The sequence below is a fragment of the Rhodonellum psychrophilum GCM71 = DSM 17998 genome, from assembly GCF_000381545.1.
Lineage (GTDB): Bacteria > Bacteroidota > Bacteroidia > Cytophagales > Cyclobacteriaceae > Rhodonellum > Rhodonellum psychrophilum.
In genome coordinates, this window is the sequence record NZ_KB906674.1 from 386,617 (window position 1) to 406,451 (window position 19,835).

Genomic DNA, 19,835 nt, shown 5'->3' on the forward strand with positions numbered 1-19,835 from the left:
TAAAATTAAACGTTAGAATTTGTTATAAGATGTTTTGTATTCCTTTAATTTTGGCCTTTCAAGAAAAATATTCCATGGACATCACCGCACTCTATTCCCATTTTATTTCTTCCACAGGAGTCAGTTCCGACACAAGAAAGATCGAAAAAGGAAACCTGTTTTTTGCCTTGAAGGGGCCCAGTTTCAATGCAAACGATTTTGCACCCCAAGCATTAGAAGCCGGTGCAGCCTTGGTGGTCGTGGATGAAGAGAGGGTGATTCCTGCAGGTGATACCCGTTATTTCTTGGTTGAGGATGTGTTGACCTCCTTGCAGAAATTGGCAAATCACCATCGGAAACAGCTGGATATCCCAATCATAGGCCTGACGGGAAGCAATGGAAAGACTACTTCCAAAGAACTTATTCAGGCGGTTTTGAAGCAAAAATTCAAGACCGTTGCGACCGTTGGAAATCTCAATAACCACATTGGCGTACCCTTGACCTTGCTTTCCATCGGAAGGGATGCGGAAATCGCCATCATTGAAATGGGGGCAAACAAGCCAGGGGATATCAAGGAACTCTGTGATATTGCCGAGCCTACACATGGTTTTATCACAAATATTGGTCGTGCACATTTGGAAGGAATGGGGGGCATAGAAGGTGTTTTGAAGACGAAAACAGAGCTTTTTCAATTTTTAAGAGAAACGAAAGGGACCGTATTTATCAATACCCAAGACCCAATGCTTTCAAATATGGCCAAACGGTTTGATTCCCCTGTTTTGTACCCGGGAGCGGACGATTTTTGTCAGGTAAGTTTTGAAGGGGCGGACCCCTTTGTCAAGTTCAAGGTTGAAAATGATCCGATAGTCTACCAATCCGCCTTGATCGGCGCTTATAATTTTGGAAACATTGCTACCGCCTTGACCGTCGGGAAATATTTTGGTGTGCCGATGGAAAAAGCCGTGGAGGGAATCCTAGGTTACCATCCGTCCAACATGCGTTCTCAATTGATCGAAAAACGCAGCAATTTGATTATTTTGGATGCTTACAATGCCAACCCATCCAGCATGGAAGTGGCGATCAAAGCTTTTGGGGAAATGACCGGGAGAAAACACAAAATGGTCATCCTGGGAGACATGTTTGAATTGGGGGAAAGTGCCGAAGCCGAACACCAAAAATTGGGTGAATGGGTCTGTCAATATGATTTTGACAAGGTGTGTTTTACGGGGAATCTTACCCAGGCCGCTTTGTCAAAAGCACCAAAATCGCTGTATTTTCCAGATCCATTTTCTCTTCGGAATTGGCTGGAGGATTCCAAATTCGAGGATTACCTGATTTTGATTAAGGGCAGTAGGGGGATGAAATTGGAAGGTCTTGTGAATTTTATTTAGTGTTTGAAAAATCGTCTTCACTGGTTTTCCACATGAATTCAGAAGCTCAAAAAGCAGCATATCTCTTTGTTGCTTTTTGAGCTTCTGTAGATTTGGTGTTTTGGGTTTCTTTAAAATTTATTTTCTCGGGTGAAACTCGACCAGCACTTGTCTCAAGTAATCCCTGTCCAGATGCGTGTAGATCTCTGTTGTGGTGATGCTTTCATGTCCCAACATTTCCTGTACGGCCCTCAGATCTGCCCCACCTTCGATCAAATGCGTGGCAAAACTATGTCGAAATGTATGTGGACTTACGTTTTTGTTCATGCCAACCTCTGCGACTTGTTTTTTGATCATCAGGAATATCATGACACGGCTGAGTTTTTTTCCCCTTCTGTTGAGGAAAACAAACTGTTCATGGCCTTTTGCGGGATCGGGATGCTGCCTCGAGTCTTCGATGTAGATTTTTAGGTACTTGAGCGCATCCGATCCGATCGGGACCAGTCTTTCCTTGTTGCCTTTGCCGATGACCCGGATAAATCCGATGTCTGCGTAGATGTTTCCGATTTTTAAATCCACCAGCTCAGAAACCCTCAGGCCACTGCTGTAGAGGACTTCCAGGATGGCACGGTTGCGCTGCCCTTCGCCGACACCTGTCTGGACATTGTCCAGGATCTGGGAGATTTCCTGAAAGCTGAGCGTGTCGGGCAGTTTACGGCCAAGTTTGGGTGCTTCCAGAAGCTGGGCAGGATCTTCATGGATCAGGTCCTCAAACATCAAGTATTTATAGAAGGCTTTGATTCCGGAAATGATCCTCGCTTGGGAATATTCTGATATTTCCAATTCAGCTATCCCGTTGACAAAATATCGAAGGTGTTGGAGTTTTACCTCCTCAGGCCGGACCTCTGGAAAACTGTTTTCCATAAAACGGCTGAGTTTTTCCATATCCTGCAAGTACGCCAAAATGGAGTTTTTGCTCAGGGAACGCTCGATCCTGAGGTAATGCTGGAATTTTTTGATGGAATTTCCCCATTGACTGGCCATCCGGTAAAGATAAGCGATGGAATCGGAGAACCGAACAGGAGGGATTTTAATATCAGGATCAAATTTTCTCGAAAAGCCCTTTTCGCTGGAGGCTTGTTTTGGCATTGTAAATTTCTGGGGAAGTTTCAGTCAGAAGCCAATTTTGGGAAGGCAATTTCAAATGCATTCCTTAACTTTATATCGAATATTTATTCAAGCCACCACTAACAAAATTTTGTTTTGAAAATCATCATTATCAATGGTCCCAATCTCAATCTTCTGGGAAAAAGAGAGCCTGAAATTTATGGCACCACTTCATTTGAAGAATATTTTGAATCCTTGAAAGGCCAATTCCCCAATGTGGACCTCCACTATTTTCAAAGTAACATAGAAGGAGAACTTATCGACAAAATCCATGCGGTAGGATTCAGTTTTGACGCCATTTTGCTGAATGCGGGAGGCTATACCCACACTTCCGTTGCCATTTCGGATGCGATCGCCGGTGTGCCTACACCCACACTTGAAGTCCACATCTCCAATATTTATAAAAGGGAAGAGTTTCGACACAAAAGCATCATTTCCAAAGAATGTGTCGGGATGATTTCCGGTCTTGGTTTGAAGGGCTATGCCTTGGGGATTTCTTATTTTCTACCAGTTTAATTTAAACCTATGTTGACATTTGCTCCGGGACCTTCCAAGGTCTATGATTCCCTTCCCAAGTACATGCAGGAAGCCTATTCTGAAGGCATTTTAAGTGCCAACCACAGAAGTGCGGCATTTATGAATCTCTACCAGGAAACAGAGAACCTGCTCAAGGAAAAACTTCATGTACCGGCAGACTATAAATTGCTGTTTACTTCCAGTGCCACCGAGAACTGGGAAATCATCAACCAGTCGATCGTACAGGCGGCGAGTTATCATATTTTTTCAGGCTCATTTGGAAAAAAATGGTTTGATTATGCCCAACACATCACACCCAAATCGGCAGCTTTAAAGCTTGATCCCGAGCAGGAAATAGACGTGGAAGGCTTGGATATCTCCGCAGATTTCGACTTGATTGCCATTACCCAAAACGAAACTTCCAATGCGACTCAGGTCAAAAATGAGTTGATTGCTGCGATAGCCGACAAATATCCAGAGAAAATGATCGCTGTGGACACAACCTCCTCCATGGCTGGAATTGAGCTTGATTTTTCTTTGGCGGACATCTGGTATGCATCGGTCCAGAAGTGTTTCGGGCTACCCGCGGGTCTTGGGATTCTGATTCTTTCTCCGAAGGCGATCGCCAAGGTGAAAGAAAAGGGAGAGTCCGGTCGGTACAACAGCCTGAGCTTTATGTTGGAAAATGCCGAAAACTTCCAGACACATTATACCCCCAATGTTCTTGGGATTTACCTGCTGTACAGGGTACTGAAGGATATGCCTGAAATCCAGCATGTGGACAAGTTGATAAAAGAACGGATGAGGATTTTGGAAACCACCATTGCCCGCAGTCCCAAATTGAGAATGTTGATCCAAAATGCGGAGACGAGAAGCTCCACGGTGATGGGGGTTTCGGGAAAACAGGAGTTTATTACAGAAGTGAAAAAAGCAGCAGAAAAGGAAGGCATGCAGATGGGGAGTGGTTATGGAGCTTTGAAGCCGACCAGCTTCAGGATTGCCAATTTCCCGGCCATTACCGATGCCGAATTTGACAAGTTGATTTCCTTTCTCAAGAATTATTGATCAGTAGCTTAGGATTTGCTGACCTGTCCTTCCCCGAATCCAAATTCTTTGGTTTTGGGGAAGGATTTTTTTTGGTAGTCTCCCAAAAGAATATTAATCTGTAAAAATGGATTTTGCCAAAGATTAGATTTACCTTTGTGCAAAATTTTAGGAAATGTTCGATTTAAAGCAAATTTTGTCTGTCACCTTGATCCTGTTTTCCGTCATTGATATCTTGGGATCCATCCCCATAGTGGTCAATTTGAGGAAGAAAGTTGGCCATATCCAATCCGAAAAAGCAACACTGGCAGCGGGATTCTTGATGATTCTTTTTCTTCTGGTGGGAAAATCCATTCTTAATCTCTTTGGGATCGGTGTGGAAGATTTTGCCATTGCCGGTGCGCTGATCATTTTTGCCTTGGGCGCTGAAATGATTTTGGGAATCGAACTTTTCAAACCTGATCCAGAAGCATCCAGCGGAGCATCCATCGTCCCGATCGCCTTTCCACTTATCGCAGGTGCAGGCACCTTGACGACTATTTTGACCCTAAAATCAGAATATACCCAAGCCAATATTGCTGTTGGCATTGTGATCAACTTGGTGATCGTTTACGGGGTTTTGAAAAGTACCAACTGGCTGGAAAGAAAATTGGGCAAAACCGGTTTGGATGTGTTGCGCAGGATTTTTGGCATTATTCTCCTTTCCATAGCCATCAAGATCTTTAAGGGAGCGCTTTTTTCCGGGGAGATGATTTAATTCTGTTTGGGTATTTAAAATTTAATAAATCGAAGATCATGGGAAAATATCCGCTTGTTGGAGAGTTTTCCCATGATCTTCTTTTCTTTGTACCATGATTAAGATTTATACAGATGGAGCGGCCAAAGGGAATCCAGGACCGGGAGGTTATGGGACTATTTTGCTCTACAACCAACATCGAAAAGAACTTTCCGAAGGTTTTCGGCTGACGACAAACAACAGGATGGAGCTGATGGCTGTCATCAAGGGGCTTCAAGAACTGAAAGTGGAGGGGATACCTGTGACTGTTTATTCTGACAGTAAATACGTGGTGGATGCCGTTGAAAAAGGATGGATCTGGAAGTGGCAAAAAACCGGGTTCAAGGACAAAAAGAACGTGGATCTATGGAAAATCTATATCCCGCTTCATTTGAAATACAAGCCGAAGTTTGTTTGGGTAAAAGGACATGCCGGACATCTGCTCAATGAAAGGTGTGATGAACTTGCGGTTGAAGCCGCCTTGCGCAGAAACCTACCGGCTGATGAGGCTTATGAAAGGGAGAAAAACGGCGGGATTTTTTGAAAAGAAAGACGATCAGTATCTTTCAAGTGAATTATACTTCCGGACTTTCTGATATTTTTCTGACTTCACCTCGACAATAAAAAACCAAAGCCAAAATATTATAAATTCCCAGCAAGACACTATGTCAAACACCTACTTTAAATTCAAGCAATTCACCATTCATCAAGACCGATGTGCGATGAAGGTGAGTACGGACGCGGTGGTTTTGGGGGCATTGGCGGGTACTGGGAAGGAAGACCCAAAATCCATTTTGGAAATAGGAGTGGGTACTGGAGTTGTTTCTCTGATGCTGGTACAGCGATTCCCCGAATGTTCTCTTTTGGGTGTGGAGCTGGACAAAGATGCGTATTTGCAAGCATGTGAAAATGCGGTTTCCAGTCCATGGAAGGAAAGCGTAAATTTTCATGAGGTCTCTTTTCAGGAATTTTCCCGGGAATTTGTAGGAAAATTTGACCTTATCGTTTCCAATCCGCCTTATTTCCCCAATCATCTCCAAACTTCGGATGACAAACGGAATATGGCACTTCATGATGTGGGTCTTTCCTTTGGGGATTTGATCAAAGGGGTGGTGAAATTATTGTCTCCGGAGGGCGTTTTTTGGGTCATTTTACCCCAAAGACAAATGCAGGACTTGGAATCGATCGCCGCATTTTTTGAGCTCTTTCCCGGTGCCGCATATCATCTGAGTGATCGGCCGGGGAAAAAAATTCTGAGGATCATCCAAGAATTTTCCTTTCAAAAAAAAGAACGTTCAATTCAGGATCTATTGATCAAGGACGAGGACGGGGAATTTTCAAAAAGGTATAGGGATTTGTTAAGGGAGTTTCTTTTGATTTTTTAGCGTAAACAGGGAGTTTTAGTACTGGTTTCTTTCAAAAATTTTTTTAAATCCAAGATTAGCGTATTTTTATGACCTTCATTAAGGCTTGGGTAAATGAAAATAGGTAATATTGGTTTCTTTGCACTGTTCATGTCAGTGATTTGTATTTTTTCCTCCTGTGAAGAAGATATCGACGTCTCTCCATCTTTGGTGACGGAGGACATCTTATATGTCAGTGGAGAAAGGGTCCGTCTTTTGGCAAGGATTATCACCACCGAAAACATCAATGCCAGCGATCATGGTTTTTATATCGCCGACAATGAAGCATTTTCCAATCCCATTATTGTCTCCTTGGGGGAAAGAGAGCGGCCCGGTCGGTTTATTGGGGAAACAGGGGAGCTGAATATCGAAAAGACTTATTATGGTAAATCTTTCATTGCATTAAACGGAAGCCTTCAGTTTGGAAATACCATCGCCCTTCAGACCCTAAGTCCCGAGGCCTTTCAATTTTCACCAAACAATGGAACGGGTGGGTTGATCGTCAATGTGTTTGGGAAAAATTTCACTGCCGACTCCAAGGTTTTTTTTGGGGACGTTCCGGCCGAAATTCTGGACATTTCATTCGAATCCAGAATCACGGTGAGGGTTCCTCCCATTGCAGGTCGGGCGGTAGTGGCGGTGAAGGTGGTGAGTCAAGGAAAAGAAATGCCCATGATTACACCCTTTGAATACACTGTTGGTAAATACACCAAGCTGTCCAATTTCCCCGAAGCCCTCCGGCTTTTGGACAATATTTATTTCCAACAAGGCAATCAATTTTTTGTCGGCCTTGGATCGGATAGAGGGCTAAACTTGAATCAGAATATTTGGAAATATAGCCCCATGACTGCGGCCTGGGAAAACACTGGATTTCCCGGAAGACCTTTGATGATGTCTTTTTCCAGCGGTCAGTTTTTTGGTGGTGGTTCCTATGTCTTGGGCCGTGCGCCCTATTTGGCGGCAAGGGATTTTTGGCAAGTGACAGATGGGGTTTACAAAAAGCTTCCCGATTTGCCTTTTGATCGAATCAATTCGGTTGCTTTTGAGATAGGGGATTATCTGTATGTGGTAGGGGGTGATGTTGGATTTCCTTTTGAGGCACACAGGTATCAAAAATCAACGGGGTTATGGGCAAGAATCCAAAATGCACCATTCTCCATCAACTCCTCCATCATCAATTTCAATTTTCAAAACAAACAGTATTTCATCAATCCCGAAAACAGGGAATTGGTGGCATTTGATGCGTTATCAGGTTTTTGGGGGGTTGTCGGTACTTATCCAGGTGAATTTGGTGCTGGTGCAGGATTTGGTTTAGCCATCGGTGACAGGGTTTATGTTGGGATGACAAACAGATCTTTGGAATTGTGGGAATTGAACATGACAAACCTGAATTGGGTGAAAAAGAATAATTTTTCGGGATCCCCTATAGCCAGAAATGCTGGCGTGTTTGCCGACAACGGTTTGATTTATATCCTTCGTAGTCCGGAAATACAACTTTCCACACCAATGGAATTGTGGTCATTTGACCCCAATGGCTTTTAAAGATTTTGTATGAAGAAAAATATACTTCTGTTATTATTGTTCGGTTTTATCCTATCCGGAACTGTATTCGCGCAACAAAAAAATATAATTGGCCGAGACATCGGAGAATTAAAAGGCATTAAGATTTCAGGAAGAGTGACCGATCAGATTACCGGAGAAGCTTTGGTTGGTGCATCTGTCACGGTGAAAGAACTCAACAAAACAGAGATCACCAATACCAATGGTAATTTTTTATTGGAACTTGACCGTGCCGAGTACAACTTGGAGGTGAGATATGTAGGGTACGAAACCGTTAAATATCCTTTCGTAGCAGTAGGGGAAGGAAGGATCAGCATCAGGATGATTCAAGAAGATTTTGAACTTGACGATGTGGTGATATTTGGGAGTGATCCTGAAAAAAACATCCGGAGCACTGAGATGGGAGCCATTACCCTCAACATGAATACGATCAGGGAATTGCCCCCGTTTTTGGGTGAAGTCGATATCATCCGGTCAATGGCCACCTTGCCGGGAGTGAGTCAGGTGGGGGAAGCTTCCGCAGGACTCAATGTCAGGGGAGGGGGATCGGATCAAAACCTGATCCTTTTTGCAGGAGCACCCATTTATAATCCTACGCATCTTTTTGGCTTGTTTACCGCCTTCAACCCTGATATTGTCAACAATGTTACGCTGTACAAGGCAGTGATTCCTGCCGAATTTGGTGGGAGGGGTTCCTCTATCTTGGATATCGTGCCAAAGTCAGGAAGTCTCACCAAATGGGGAGGAGATCTGATGGCTGGAAATTTTTCCGGAAAACTCTCCTTAAACGGTCCTATTGTAAAGGATCGGATTTCTGCGCAGATGGGTCTTAGAGGCTCTTATATCAACTGGCTCCTTAAATCCCTCAATAACCCTGACTTAAGGACCAGTCAGGCAAATTTTTATGATGCAAATGGAATTGTTTACGGGGAAATCAATGAAAAAAACAATGTCACCTACAGTTTCTACAACAGTTATGATGATTTTGCTTTGGCTTCTGACACGACAATTTCATGGAAGAACCAGAGCCATTCACTGAAATATGAGGGTTCCTTTTCGGAAAAAACCGCGATTGATATTCTTGGCTACCATACCGTGTATGATTACTCGATCTTCAATGCATCTGGGACCAACGATTTTGACCTGATCTCGGGAATAAAGGACACCGGTCTCAAAGTGAAATTCGCCTACCAATTCAGCGATAAAAATAAATTCAATATCGGGGCGGACACCAAAAAATTGACCATAAACCCGGGTGAGTTGATTCCCAATGCTTCCACAGATTCAGGCCTTTTGCCAAAAAAAGTACAGTCTGAATATGGTCAGGAGTCGGGAGTATTTTTTCAACATGATTTGGAGTTTGGAGAAAAGATAGGAGTTTCCTATGGTCTGAGGTATGACAATTACCAGTATTTGGGCCAAAGGGCTGTAAAGGAGTATGCCGAAAATCTCCCCATTTCCCCAGCCAATGTTATAGGAGAAAAGAATTATGCGGAGGGAGAAAAAATACAAAGCTACGATGGTTTCGGCCCGCGGGCATCCTTGAGGTATTCCCTTGATCCCAAAACTTCCATAAAGCTGGGGTATAACAAAATGTACCAATTTATCCATCTGATTTCCAACACTGCGACCATTGCGCCGACGGATATATGGAAGCTCAGCGATCAGTTTCTGGCCCCACAAATCGTAGATCAAATTTCTCTAGGGATCTACAAGAATTTCAGGGGAAACATCTTTGAAACCTCCGTTGAGGTGTATTACAAGGATATTCAGAATATTGTGGAATACAAAGATGGTGCAAACCTCATCCTTCAAAACAACCTTGAAACAGAAGTGATCCCCGGCCAGGGAAAAGCCTATGGTCTGGAGCTATTTGTCAAGAAAAATCTCGGCAGGACCACGGGCTGGATCAGTTATACGTATTCCAGGAGCTTGAGGAGGGTCATTTCCCCATTTGAGGAAGAAAATATCAATGGAGGAGATTGGTTCCCCTCTAACTTTGACAAACCCCATGATTTGACACTGATTGGGAATTATAAATTGAGTGCCTTGATTTCGCTTTCTGCAACATTTGGCTACAGTACCGGTAGACCCGTCACGTTTCCGGAGGCCAAGTTTGATTTTGCCGGGAATTCACTGGCCTATTTCAATAATCGAAATCTTCAGCGTATTCCCGATTTTCACCGTTTGGATCTTTCCATGAATTTCAAATTCAAGGGAAAGGGAAAATTTTATGATGGAGACTGGACTTTTGCTGTTATGAACGTCTACGGGCGCAAGAATCCATTCTCGTTGTTCTTTGCCGATCAGGTAGGATCTCCGCCACAGGCATTTCGATTGGCCATCTTGGGCGTGCCACTTCCTACCCTTAGTTATTCCCTTAAATTCTGATGCCAATGTTGAGACGACTTGTATTTCTGTTGCTGTTGCTGCCATTGGCCTGTATAGATCCCTATAATGTCAATGCACCCGATGGAGAAAGATACCTGACCGTGGAAGGTTATATCACCACAGATCCCGGGCCCCATAGTATCAAGCTCACAAGGACGGATACTTACGGTAGCGCGTTTGAGGGTTTGATAAGACCAGTCGTGCAAGCAACCGTAGCCGTAAGGGATAGCGAGGGCTTGGTTTCCTTTTTGACGGAAACTTCCCAAGGAGTTTATGAAACACCGGCCAACTTTAGGGCGAAAGTGGGCATGTCTTATACGCTTCAAATCGACTTGTCGAACGGTCAATCCTATTCCTCTTTGCCCGAGCTTGTGAAAGCCGTGCCGAAGATGGATTCCGTGAGTTACAGGTCTGTGAGTGTCGCTACCGACAGCAGGCTTTTGGATCGTTCTGGAGTGCAGCTTACCGCGCATTTTAAGGATCCAGGTGACGAAAGCAATTTTTATTACTGGAGAACAGGGCCTGCCACTTTCGTGGTGGTCGCAAACCCAGAACTTTTTACCTTGTCGCCCAATCACCCGACCAATCCAAGGGGGGCTGCCCCGAAGGACTGTTGTGCGATATGTTACTATCAGGAGCAACGTAGGGTCCAAAACTTTGCCATCGGTACAGATGTGGATTTCAATGGACTTTCCACACGGAAACAGGTGACTTTCATTGAGGATGATGGATTGAGATTCAAAGATACCTATCGGGCGGAGGTGCAGCAGATGGCGATTTCTGACAATGCATATCGCTTTTTGAAATTGATAGAACAGCAACTGAGCATCACCGGAAGTGTTTTTGATCAACCCCCTGCAAATATCCGGGGCAACATGATCAATTTGGCTGATCCAGACGAAGTAGTCCTTGGATATTTCATAGCGGCGGACATCGATACCAAGCAGATTTATATAAAAAGAACGAACTTGGATCAGAAACTTTTGCAGACGCCAAGCATCATTCCAGATGACTGCAGGATCTTTCCTGGAGCGGATACAGCTATCCCTTCGGATTGGAACCCAAACTGACTCACCGAAAATGCATTTGCCCCCAATTCAGGACTCACCCTGAGTTGGGGGCAATAGTTATTGCAAACAGCAGGAATATTTAGTTTTTCAACGCGAAAGATGCACCAGGCTTCCTAATAGGACTGTACCTACAAGAAAATCAGACTATTTGGATAATTATTTATAGTCCAATAGGGTGAAGTCAAAAATAATAAACAATCGACTGATTATTAAGCAATCTCAGGTCGGAATAGAATTGATAGTACATAAAATGGGTTTAAGGAAGACTGAGGAACAAACTCAGATTTTTGGGTTAGTTTTCCATAAAAAAACGGAACAATTAAAAACTGTGGATTAGCCAATTTGTTCTTCTTTATCTTCGAAAATTATCCCTTCCGATTCCAAAGCTTCAAGAATCGGGGAATAAATCTGAGGGATTATGGGGATTTTCAATCCGCGGATATCGATTTTGCCTTCCAGAAACAAATCGACGGCTATTGCCAAGGGTAAGCCGACGGTTTTGGCCATTGCAGTGTATTCTTGGTTTTGGCCTTTGCAAACAAGACTGGAAGTGATTTTTTTCATGCCTGAAGGTGTTTTGACCTCAAACTGATGTTGCATCACGATCATGTCCTTGTCCTCGGGATTGAGCGTCCACCTTTCTTCAAGGATTTCCTGTAATATTGCTGCGGGACTTCCCTTTGTTTTTGGGAGAATGTAGTTGCTGAAGAATCCAAGCCATTTGATTTTATCCATGATTTCATCATTGATCCAAGGGAGCAAATCTTTGAGCTTTGCTTCCGCTTTTTGATCTTCATGAAAGGGCAGAAAGGAATTGATAAACATCCGGTAAGTAAATCCCTCAGGCAAATCCATCTGGAAAGAATCATCTGTCATGCCCAGTTGCACGAATACATCCCAACTTTGGCAAAAACCAGCCCTTCTCAATGTGCCCCTGAGCAGGGTTGGGATATTGTCCAGTCCATAGATTTTGCGATAGCTCAAAGAATCCCTGTTGGGGTAGCCCTCAAAATCCCCTAAACCCTCAAAATGGATGTTCTCCAACCGTCTGAAAAGCATGTGGTAGGGGATGTATTTGTACCTGCCATTTCTGATAAATCTTGATGTACCTTGTCCCGCCAAGACCACATTTCGGGGATTCCAGGTGAATTTGTATTTCCAGGGATTGTCCTCTGATTCCGGGGAAAGCAATCCCCCGGTATAGGATTTGAAGCCAATGATTTCATGCCCCTTGGCTTTTTCGGATTCAATGATTTTCATCGCAGACATGTGATCAATCCCGGGATCGAGTCCGCATTCATTGAGAAAGAGCAGGTTTTTTGCTTTGATTTCAGGCTCCAATTGACGCAACTCTTCCGATTCATAAGAAGCAGAAAAAAAATGCTTTCCCATTGCAAGGCAATCCTTGGCAATGATCGGGTGTAGAAATGCAGGCAACATGGAAATGACCACATCGGATTGACCAATAAGGTCTTTCCGGGAATTTTCCTGTTCCAAAATAATAGGTTCTGCCCTGGCATTTGGATGGTTTTTGATTTTTTTCTCAGCGATTTCTTTTGAGAGATCTGCGATGATCAATTTTCTGTTTTTGGAATGTGCACTCTCCAAAAGATAATCGATCAGGTATGTGGAGGATTTTCCGGCACCTAAAATCAAGATGGTTTTCATGGGCTTTCCAAAAATTAATTATAGAATCCGAAGATGTGAAAAAAGGTTGAGGGGAAAAAATTCATCTCAAAATATTGTAGGGAAAGAACAAATGCCGATTATTTTTTGTTAATTCAAACCCTTTTTTAAAGTAAAATCATGACAAAAAGAATAGAATTTAAAGTGTCCTTGGAAGTTTTTTCGCCGGAGGAATGGACAGAAACAGATACCTTATTGATAGAAAAAGCAAGAGGGATCTTGGAAAAAGCCCATGCACCGTATTCAGATTTTTTGGTGGGAGCAGCGCTCTTGCTCGAAAATGGAGAAATATTTGTGGCAAACAACCAGGAAAATGTTTCGTTTCCTGTGGGCGTTTGCGCAGAGAGAATTGTATTGAGTTACGCGCTTGGAAATCATCCAGACCAACGGCCCCTTAAAATAGCGATCGTGGCCAAAAGGAGGGCAGACCAAGAAGTCGCCACGGTAACCCCATGCGGACTTTGTCGGCAGACCATCAATGAATATGAAGTGAAATTTGGGCATCCCATAGAAATCCTGATGCTCAATCCCCAAGGGGAAATTCTGAAAGCCTCAGGAATAGATCAATTGCTTCCCTTCAGATTTAACGACCTAAACAGTTAATGAAGATCAATATAAAATATCAGCATATAGCCCAGTTTCAAACTTCTCATACGATCAATAGGCAAGAGAAGGAAATATGGATTGTCCTTCACGGTTACGGACAATTGGCGGCATTCTTTTTGAGAAAATTTGAGCCCTTATTCCGGGAAGATCGCTTGATCATTGCTCCTGAAGCCACGAATTATGGTTATTTGGAAGGATTTTCCGGAAGGGTCGGTGCCAACTGGATGACCAGCCACGAGCGGGAAATTGCCATTTCCAACAATCATCAATATCTCAACACCCTTTTGGAATCGATCTTGGAAAAATACCAAAGTCGGCCATTGATCAAGGTCTTGGGTTTTTCCCAGGGAGCAGCCACTGCCACCCGTTGGGTCGGTCAACTTTCCTTTCCGATAGACACACTTGTACTTTGGGGCGGCGGGTTTGCACATGATTTGATCGTCAGTGAGGTTGGGCAAAAGCTCAAGGATACCCAAATGCATATTGCCATTGGTTCCTCAGATGAGTTTATGACGCCGGAGAGCCTGAAAAATCAGGAAGCACTGATAAAAAATCTTGATGTGACCGTCAAGCAGCATACATATCCAGGGGGGCATGAACTTTACCTCCCTTTATTGCAAGAAATCTTTCAATAGAAGTAAAAAGGATGGCTTGATCCTTAAATAATTGTTTGATCTTAACCACTAGTGTGTTAATTTTCATAAAATTTTAGCCTTCACCAATAATGTTGACCCTGTCAGAAAAAGAAGCCGAGAAAATAGCAGCACTCCTGCTAAAGGGGATGATTTGTTTTTATCAATTAGACAACAAAAAAATCTATCACCTGCCAGATGACGAGGATTATTTCAATTATGATTTAACCCCGGAAGAAGAGGATATACTGGATGAAATTGATGAAAATCCTGATAATTTTGCCGAGTTTACCAAAATGGAGCCCAACCAAGAACATCAGATGATGGAGCATTTTACCGATTATGTGGTAAAAGAAAAAAATTTTCAAGATGAATTGGTCAATGCCTTAAGTAAACCAAAGCCAGCCACGGGATTTAAGTTTTTGATCGACAGTTCTGGCAAGTACAAGGACAGATGGATCGAGTTCAGACTCCAGAAGTACAAAGACTGGGTGATGGAACAAGCCGATAGTTTTAATTATACCGAAGAAGAATAGACATTAAAAAAGCCGCTGAGATTTCAGCGGCTTTCTTGATATATGCTAGTTTAGGGATTGCTTACACATTGACATGTCTTTCGGCATGATAAGAGGACCTGACCAAAGGGCCGGACTCCACGTATTTCAATCCTCTTTTTAGTCCTTCTTCGCGATACATTGCAAATACATCCGGATGGATAAACTCCGCGACTTCGATATGCATTTTGGTGGGTTGTAGATATTGTCCCAAGGTCAAAATGTCACACCCATGGGTAACAAGGTCTTCCATAGCCTTGAAAACTTCATCTTGTTTTTCTCCTAAGCCCAGCATGATTCCGGTCTTGGTTCTTTTTCCATATTCCTTGGTCAATTTGATTTGTTCCAAAGAGCGGTTGTACCTTGCCTGTGGCCGAACCCTGCGGTAAAGGCTTTCCACAGTTTCCATATTGTGGGAAACCACTTCTTGGCCGCCGCTGATCATTCGGTATAAAGCATCCCAGTTGGATTTTACATCTGGAATAAGCGTTTCTATTGTTGTTTTAGGGGAAAGTTTTTTTGTTTCAACCACCGTTTGGTACCATATTTCGGCGCCCCGGTCTTTCAGTTCGTCTCTATTGACAGAAGTAAGTACTGCGTGTTTTACCCCCATCAGTTTAATCGCCTCGGCAACCCTCCTCGGCTCATCTGTGTCGTACTCCGGTGGTCTTCCAGTGGCCACTGCGCAGAAAGAACAAGATCGGGTACATACATTACCCAATATCATGAAGGTTGCAGTACCAGCGCCCCAGCATTCGCCCATATTGGGGCAGTTGCCGCTTTCGCAAATGGTGTGGAGTTTATGTTCATCAACGAGTTTTCTGACATTCGCATATTCCTTCCCTATCGGTAACTTCACCCTCAGCCAGTCGGGTTTTTTTCTTTTGGTCGCTTCTTGGGAAATTACGGGTAATTCGATCATTGTGTCTTACTTTATGGATGGACAAAATTAATGGATAAGGGCTTAGAAACCCAATGGAATCTCTATTTCCTGAAGCCGTAGAAAAAGGTGAAATATACAGACTGGAATATTTGCCTGTTATCAGTTGTCGGCATCAAGGGGATTTCTTTGGTAAAACCCTCCAATTGGTATCCTAGTTCCACACCGGTAACACTGGATTTGAAAATCCCGAATTCAAAGGACAATGCCGCTTTCGCATTGGCTCCGATTGCGAGTTCTGATTCCCCTATCCCTTCAAACAAACGTCCAGGTCCAAGGATGTTGAATCGGCTTTGGTGGACTTCAGGATTGTATTGTTCCCTGACTGTCTCGGTACGACTTATGGGGTATTCTACATAATAGGGGGCGATAATACCTATGCTTGGGCCCACTGCTGCCAATGCGGAAATCTGTACGCCCTGCTGAGGTGCTTTTCTGAACAATATAATTTCCCTTCCATAGTGTGGGCGAATGGAATAGAGATAGTTGGATTTTCCGAAAATAAAGGAATTTCCTAAAGGGGTAGGATACCTTGCTTCCTTAGTGTTTTTGACATGGGACAGCTCCAATCCGAAAAACTGGAAATTCGTATCGTCGATCCGCGTCCCAATCTTCATGGAAAAGCCACCGATCAAGCCGCCATTCGTGTTTTTGTTGATCCCAAAAAGCACTTCCCGATCATATTCATAGTTGCCGGCATCTTCCCGCTGTCCAAAAGATAAAAAGTGGACCATCAAGAATGCCGATGCGAATATATATTTTATCCCTTTTTTCATGTCTTAGTCAGGAATTTAACGCTAATTTTGGGTCTAAGTTACTAAACGAATAATAAAAGTAAGTGTTTATGGCTTCTATTTAAAACGGTTTTTTGGTAAATCTTTTCCCATCCGCATTTCAGAATAGAAAGATGAATTAAGCGACCTTTCATTTCCAAAGAAGGCTAGCACCTTATTATACAGCAGATTTTCCCGTAGAGGCTTTGTGAATGTTGCGTGGCTGCTCGTGGGGAATGGGGGAAATCGGAATTTCTAACTCCAAGCCAGTATGGCTATTTTACCAGAAGCAGGAAATTCAATCCCTGGGAAATGGAAGAGGATTTAGATTCTTAAAGAGGAAAAAAAGTAGAAAGATTATTTTTGCCTGTGTAGCGTTTTTCGCTCTTCATTCGTCTTATACCAGAAGCGGCCGATGTCAAACAACAATTCTTTGGAGCACCATCTCATACAAAAAGCCAAACAAGGCGATTCCAAGTCATTGGAGATGTTTTATAAACATTTCTATGGCTATGCCATGAGCATTGCTTTGAGGTATTCCAACTCGAGAGAAGAGGCTTGTGAAATCGTGAATGACAGCTTCATGAAGGTTTTTGATAAACTACCGCAATACAATACCTCCAATTCCTTCAAAGGCTGGTTTCGGCGGATATTGATCAATACCTCAATTGATTATTATCGGAAAAATGTAAAGTATTTCAGCGTCATGGATATTGAAAAAGCCGATGCCGAGAGTCTTGAGCCGGAGATCATCAGCCAGCTTTCCAAAGATGACATTCTATCTCTCTTGAGAGCGCTGCCCGAAATGCTGAGGATGGTTTTCAATATGTATGAAATAGAGGGGTTTTCCCATAATGAAATAGGGGAGCAATTGGACATTCCTGCAAGCACATCCAGAACCTACCTGGCCAGGGCAAAGCAAAAATTAAGAGAAAAAGTTACAGAAATAAATCAGATCAAGAATGAGGGAGCAATTCGATAAGAAACTTGTTGAAAAGATCAAAGACTCCTTTCTCCAAAATGAAGAGCCATTTGATCCCAAGGAATGGGAGAAATTTTCAAGGACTTACTATGGGTCCATGAAAAGAGGATATCTATCCAAATGGGGAATTTGGATAGCTGGAATTGCTGCGGCCCTCGTGATCTCATTTTTCCTAATCCCGGAGAGGGGAACAGAGGAGAAATCACGGTTATCACAAGCGGATACTTTATCCGTGAAAAGCCAGACTTCCGAGGCCGATGGAGATTTGGGAGCAAAAAAAACAAATCAAAATCCCGACGAATTGAAGCCTAGTGCTGCCAATAGCGATACGCATCAGGTAAAAACGCAAGAGTCAATTAATAGGAATACTTCAATCAAATTTCTGTCCGGAAAATCAACTGAGGTTAAACCTTCCTTGAATTTGGCGAGACTCCCCGATTCGGAAGAAAGAAAGGGTACCATAACCCATTTTGAATCCGAAAATGGACAAGTGGTGGATTTGGGGAGAAAAGTGGAATCAGAAATCAACCCGGCTCCTTTAATCAGTATATTAAAAGATAAGGAATCAATGTCTGAGCCGGAAAATGCCCAGAAAACCATCAACGAATGGTTGGCTGATGCCAATCCGAAATTGGAGGAGGAAAAAAGTGGGGAGAGTTTTGCGAAATCCTTTCGTTTGGGCGTATTGCTAGCGCCACAATCCATTTCCAATGCCACACAGTCCCTCAATTTGGGCGGGGGACTAATGACAGAATTTGCATTCTCAAAAAGACTTAAGCTGGATGTGGGACTGGCTTATGCAAAACAGAACCTGACACCTACGGGAGGAAGTAATCGAGGTGGGTATCTCGCCATGGACATCCAAGACAGACAAGCAAATTTTTCCAATAATTTATTGAATGCGAGTTATGAGCTAAGTTTTGGGCAACTGGAGATCCCCATCAACCTTAAATATAGGGTGATGGAAAAAAATGCATCAGCGTTTTATTTGATTACCGGATTGTCAAATATGGTTTACCTTAATCAGAAGAACGTGGGAACCTTTAGTGCCGCTAATTTTTCCAACGTAGGATTCATGACCGCAAAACCCATGGTACAGACCTTTACGGAAACAACCCAGCCTGAAGGAAATATGAACAACACAGACAGTGGAAGGCTGCTCAATCTTTCGGTAGGTTATGAATACAACCTTTCCAATGGTACATTCCTTTCATTGGAGCCGTTCTATAAAATGTCTATCGGGAATCAGACTTTTGTCAATCAACAGTTTTCCATTGGCGGGATTAATTTAAGGATGAATTTTCAACTCAAAAAATAAAAAAGCAATTGTGATTATGAATATTAAACATTCAATATTTTCTGTTCTAGGCTTGGCGATCATGTCGGTTGGATGCATTGAAACTGAGAAATCGGATTTTGAGCTAGCTGTTGTCAGGGACGATAAAATAATTAAGGAATACCTCACTAAAAATAACATTGAGGCAACGGAAACCCAAGTCGGTTATTATTACAAAAAGGAAATTGCGAATGATCTGGGAAATCAAATTGTCAATGATGATATCGTGGGCATCTATTATGAAATCAAAAACATCGAAGGACAATTGATAGAGAGTCATCTTGATGAATCAAAACCGCCAAGGCTTTATAGCTACAGTGAAGGAGGCTTGATCCCAAGAGCGATGAATTTTGCCTCGGGTTTGGCAAGGGAAGGAGAAACCTTTACACTTTATATTCCCTCCTATCTTGGCTACCAAAACTATGGCTATCAGCAATTGGTGCTTCCCAATTCCAACTTGGTAGTGAAGGTTAAGTATGCCAAAACCTATGAAAAAGAGGAGCTGAAAGTATTTGAGCAAGGATTGATTGAATCTTACATAGAAGAAAAAGGGTTGGAAGGATTTGTCAGATCGCCGGATGGTCTCTATGTGAAAATTGTCAACCCAGGTTCAGCCGAAAATGTGGAATCAAAAACCGGTAGTGTGGTAGGTTTTACATACAAACTCATTCAACTGGAGGGGCAGCTTCTACTTGCGGAGTCAACGAACAATGTTCCCTTTCAGATTTCCTTGGGCCTTTCCACAAATTTGAAATTTTTGGATTTATCGCTCATGAAAGTTAACAAAACCATGGAAATTGAAGTGATTGCTCCATCCCATTTGGGATATGGAGGAACATCACAGGTTTTTCCCTATGGCATCAGAAAGGATCTTTTTGAAAAATCAATCATCAACCAGATTGCAAGACCTTACGAACCCTTGCTGTTCAAAGCGACGATCGTGGATGTGAAATAGACTACCAGAAAAAGCCCCGTTTGAATCTTCAAACGGGGCTTTTTCTTTTCATTTCAAAAAATTTTTTTTATCCGATGCAATTCCCAACTTTGGTGT

19 protein-coding genes are annotated in these 19,835 nt (G+C 42.9%); 15 read left to right on the forward strand and 4 right to left on the reverse strand.

Going from position 1 to position 19,835, the window contains the following annotated elements:
* Positions 1-74 precede the first annotated feature (74 nt).
* Positions 75-1,370, forward strand: coding sequence for a UDP-N-acetylmuramoyl-tripeptide--D-alanyl-D-alanine ligase (locus F824_RS0104960; RefSeq protein WP_026333505.1), 1,296 nt, complete (start codon positions 75-77; stop codon positions 1,368-1,370).
* Positions 1,371-1,487: 117 nt separating this feature from the next.
* Here the strand turns inward: F824_RS0104960 and xerD are convergent, their stop codons facing one another.
* On the reverse strand, positions 1,488-2,393 hold the full coding sequence (gene xerD / locus F824_RS0104965) for a site-specific tyrosine recombinase XerD (protein ID WP_026333506.1): 906 nt from the start codon (positions 2,391-2,393) through the stop codon (positions 1,488-1,490).
* Between the two features lie 219 nt (positions 2,394-2,612).
* On the opposite strand from xerD, the gene aroQ reads away from it, so the two are divergent.
* The 8 genes from aroQ (at position 2,613) to F824_RS0105010 (ending at position 11,275) form a co-directional block, all read left to right on the forward strand.
* A complete protein-coding gene (gene aroQ / locus F824_RS0104970) occupies positions 2,613-3,032 on the forward strand; it encodes a type II 3-dehydroquinate dehydratase (protein ID WP_019596760.1) in 420 nt (139 codons plus the stop codon).
* A gap of 9 nt (positions 3,033-3,041) precedes the next feature.
* A complete protein-coding gene (locus F824_RS0104975; protein WP_019596761.1) occupies positions 3,042-4,097 on the forward strand; it encodes an aminotransferase class V-fold PLP-dependent enzyme in 1,056 nt (351 codons plus the stop codon).
* A gap of 154 nt (positions 4,098-4,251) precedes the next feature.
* Complete coding sequence (locus F824_RS0104985) at positions 4,252-4,833, forward strand: MarC family protein (RefSeq protein WP_019596763.1); 582 nt, start codon at positions 4,252-4,254, stop codon at positions 4,831-4,833.
* Positions 4,834-4,927: 94 nt separating this feature from the next.
* Positions 4,928-5,395 (forward strand): ribonuclease HI, encoded by a 468-nt coding sequence (gene rnhA / locus F824_RS0104990; protein WP_019596764.1) that lies wholly within the window; start codon positions 4,928-4,930, stop codon positions 5,393-5,395.
* A 121-nt stretch (positions 5,396-5,516) separates the two neighbouring features.
* On the forward strand, positions 5,517-6,236 hold the full coding sequence (locus F824_RS0104995; RefSeq protein ID WP_019596765.1) for a tRNA1(Val) (adenine(37)-N6)-methyltransferase: 720 nt from the start codon (positions 5,517-5,519) through the stop codon (positions 6,234-6,236).
* A 93-nt stretch (positions 6,237-6,329) separates the two neighbouring features.
* Complete coding sequence (locus F824_RS0105000) at positions 6,330-7,796, forward strand: IPT/TIG domain-containing protein (RefSeq protein ID WP_019596766.1); 1,467 nt, start codon at positions 6,330-6,332, stop codon at positions 7,794-7,796.
* Between the two features lie 9 nt (positions 7,797-7,805).
* Entirely contained in the window at positions 7,806-10,205 is a 2,400-nt protein-coding gene (locus F824_RS0105005; protein WP_019596767.1) for a TonB-dependent receptor, read from the forward strand.
* A 5-nt stretch (positions 10,206-10,210) separates the two neighbouring features.
* Entirely contained in the window at positions 10,211-11,275 is a 1,065-nt protein-coding gene (locus tag F824_RS0105010) for a DUF4249 domain-containing protein (protein ID WP_051107542.1), read from the forward strand.
* A 333-nt stretch (positions 11,276-11,608) separates the two neighbouring features.
* On the opposite strand, the gene F824_RS0105020 is transcribed toward F824_RS0105010, so the two are convergent.
* The gene (locus F824_RS0105020; protein ID WP_019596770.1) at positions 11,609-12,943 is read right to left on the reverse strand and encodes a saccharopine dehydrogenase family protein; all 1,335 of its coding nucleotides are present in this window, start codon (positions 12,941-12,943) and stop codon (positions 11,609-11,611) included.
* 138 nt (positions 12,944-13,081) lie between these two features.
* On the opposite strand from F824_RS0105020, the gene F824_RS0105030 reads away from it, so the two are divergent.
* The 3 genes from F824_RS0105030 (at position 13,082) to F824_RS0105040 (ending at position 14,735) form a co-directional block, all read left to right on the forward strand.
* Positions 13,082-13,564, forward strand: a complete 483-nt coding sequence (locus tag F824_RS0105030) for a cytidine deaminase (RefSeq protein ID WP_019596772.1) — start codon at positions 13,082-13,084, stop codon at positions 13,562-13,564.
* Positions 13,564-14,202: an alpha/beta hydrolase gene (locus tag F824_RS0105035; protein WP_019596773.1), complete on the forward strand. Its 639-nt coding sequence runs from the start codon at positions 13,564-13,566 to the stop codon at positions 14,200-14,202. Before F824_RS0105030 ends, F824_RS0105035 begins: the two co-directional genes overlap by 1 nt.
* Positions 14,203-14,291: 89 nt before the next feature.
* Positions 14,292-14,735, forward strand: coding sequence for a UPF0158 family protein (locus F824_RS0105040; RefSeq protein ID WP_019596774.1), 444 nt, complete (start codon positions 14,292-14,294; stop codon positions 14,733-14,735).
* A gap of 61 nt (positions 14,736-14,796) precedes the next feature.
* On the opposite strand, the gene lipA is transcribed toward F824_RS0105040, so the two are convergent.
* Complete coding sequence (gene lipA, locus F824_RS0105045) at positions 14,797-15,675, reverse strand: lipoyl synthase (protein WP_019596775.1); 879 nt, start codon at positions 15,673-15,675, stop codon at positions 14,797-14,799.
* A 62-nt stretch (positions 15,676-15,737) separates the two neighbouring features.
* Positions 15,738-16,469, reverse strand: a complete 732-nt coding sequence (locus F824_RS0105050) for a hypothetical protein (RefSeq protein ID WP_019596776.1) — start codon at positions 16,467-16,469, stop codon at positions 15,738-15,740.
* A gap of 412 nt (positions 16,470-16,881) precedes the next feature.
* On the opposite strand from F824_RS0105050, the gene F824_RS0105055 reads away from it, so the two are divergent.
* From F824_RS0105055 to F824_RS0105065, 3 genes are read left to right on the forward strand one after another with little or no spacing between them, the layout of a single operon-like run.
* The gene (locus F824_RS0105055) at positions 16,882-17,448 is read left to right on the forward strand and encodes an RNA polymerase sigma factor (RefSeq protein ID WP_019596778.1); all 567 of its coding nucleotides are present in this window, start codon (positions 16,882-16,884) and stop codon (positions 17,446-17,448) included.
* The gene (locus F824_RS0105060; RefSeq protein WP_019596779.1) at positions 17,429-18,766 is read left to right on the forward strand and encodes a porin family protein; all 1,338 of its coding nucleotides are present in this window, start codon (positions 17,429-17,431) and stop codon (positions 18,764-18,766) included. The genes F824_RS0105055 and F824_RS0105060 overlap by 20 nt, the downstream gene beginning before the upstream one ends.
* Before the next feature lie 16 nt (positions 18,767-18,782).
* On the forward strand, positions 18,783-19,739 hold the full coding sequence (locus tag F824_RS0105065; RefSeq protein WP_026333508.1) for an FKBP-type peptidyl-prolyl cis-trans isomerase: 957 nt from the start codon (positions 18,783-18,785) through the stop codon (positions 19,737-19,739).
* Positions 19,740-19,835: the final 96 nt, after the last annotated feature.

Excerpts from the sequence above, each read along its gene's own strand:
- F824_RS0105055 (WP_019596778.1), top strand. The coding sequence starts at position 16,882 with ATGTCAAACAACAATTCTTTGGAGCACCATCTCATACAAAAAGCCAAA.
- F824_RS0105060 (WP_019596779.1), top strand. The coding sequence starts at position 17,429 with ATGAGGGAGCAATTCGATAAGAAACTTGTTGAAAAGATCAAAGACTCC.
- xerD (WP_026333506.1), bottom strand. The coding sequence starts at position 2,393 with ATGGCCAGTCAATGGGGAAATTCCATCAAAAAATTCCAGCATTACCTC.
- F824_RS0105005 (WP_019596767.1), top strand. The coding sequence starts at position 7,806 with ATGAAGAAAAATATACTTCTGTTATTATTGTTCGGTTTTATCCTATCC.
- rnhA (WP_019596764.1), top strand. The coding sequence starts at position 4,928 with ATGATTAAGATTTATACAGATGGAGCGGCCAAAGGGAATCCAGGACCG.
- F824_RS0105040 (WP_019596774.1), top strand. The coding sequence starts at position 14,292 with ATGTTGACCCTGTCAGAAAAAGAAGCCGAGAAAATAGCAGCACTCCTG.
- F824_RS0104960 (WP_026333505.1), top strand. The coding sequence starts at position 75 with ATGGACATCACCGCACTCTATTCCCATTTTATTTCTTCCACAGGAGTC.
- F824_RS0104975 (WP_019596761.1), top strand. The coding sequence starts at position 3,042 with ATGTTGACATTTGCTCCGGGACCTTCCAAGGTCTATGATTCCCTTCCC.
- F824_RS0105050 (WP_019596776.1), bottom strand. The coding sequence starts at position 16,469 with ATGAAAAAAGGGATAAAATATATATTCGCATCGGCATTCTTGATGGTC.
- F824_RS0105010 (WP_051107542.1), top strand. The coding sequence starts at position 10,211 with ATGTTGAGACGACTTGTATTTCTGTTGCTGTTGCTGCCATTGGCCTGT.
- F824_RS0105065 (WP_026333508.1), top strand. The coding sequence starts at position 18,783 with ATGAATATTAAACATTCAATATTTTCTGTTCTAGGCTTGGCGATCATG.
- F824_RS0104985 (WP_019596763.1), top strand. The coding sequence starts at position 4,252 with ATGTTCGATTTAAAGCAAATTTTGTCTGTCACCTTGATCCTGTTTTCC.
- F824_RS0105000 (WP_019596766.1), top strand. The coding sequence starts at position 6,330 with ATGAAAATAGGTAATATTGGTTTCTTTGCACTGTTCATGTCAGTGATT.
- F824_RS0105030 (WP_019596772.1), top strand. The coding sequence starts at position 13,082 with ATGACAAAAAGAATAGAATTTAAAGTGTCCTTGGAAGTTTTTTCGCCG.
- F824_RS0104995 (WP_019596765.1), top strand. The coding sequence starts at position 5,517 with ATGTCAAACACCTACTTTAAATTCAAGCAATTCACCATTCATCAAGAC.
- F824_RS0105020 (WP_019596770.1), bottom strand. The coding sequence starts at position 12,943 with ATGAAAACCATCTTGATTTTAGGTGCCGGAAAATCCTCCACATACCTG.
- lipA (WP_019596775.1), bottom strand. The coding sequence starts at position 15,675 with ATGATCGAATTACCCGTAATTTCCCAAGAAGCGACCAAAAGAAAAAAA.
- F824_RS0105035 (WP_019596773.1), top strand. The coding sequence starts at position 13,564 with ATGAAGATCAATATAAAATATCAGCATATAGCCCAGTTTCAAACTTCT.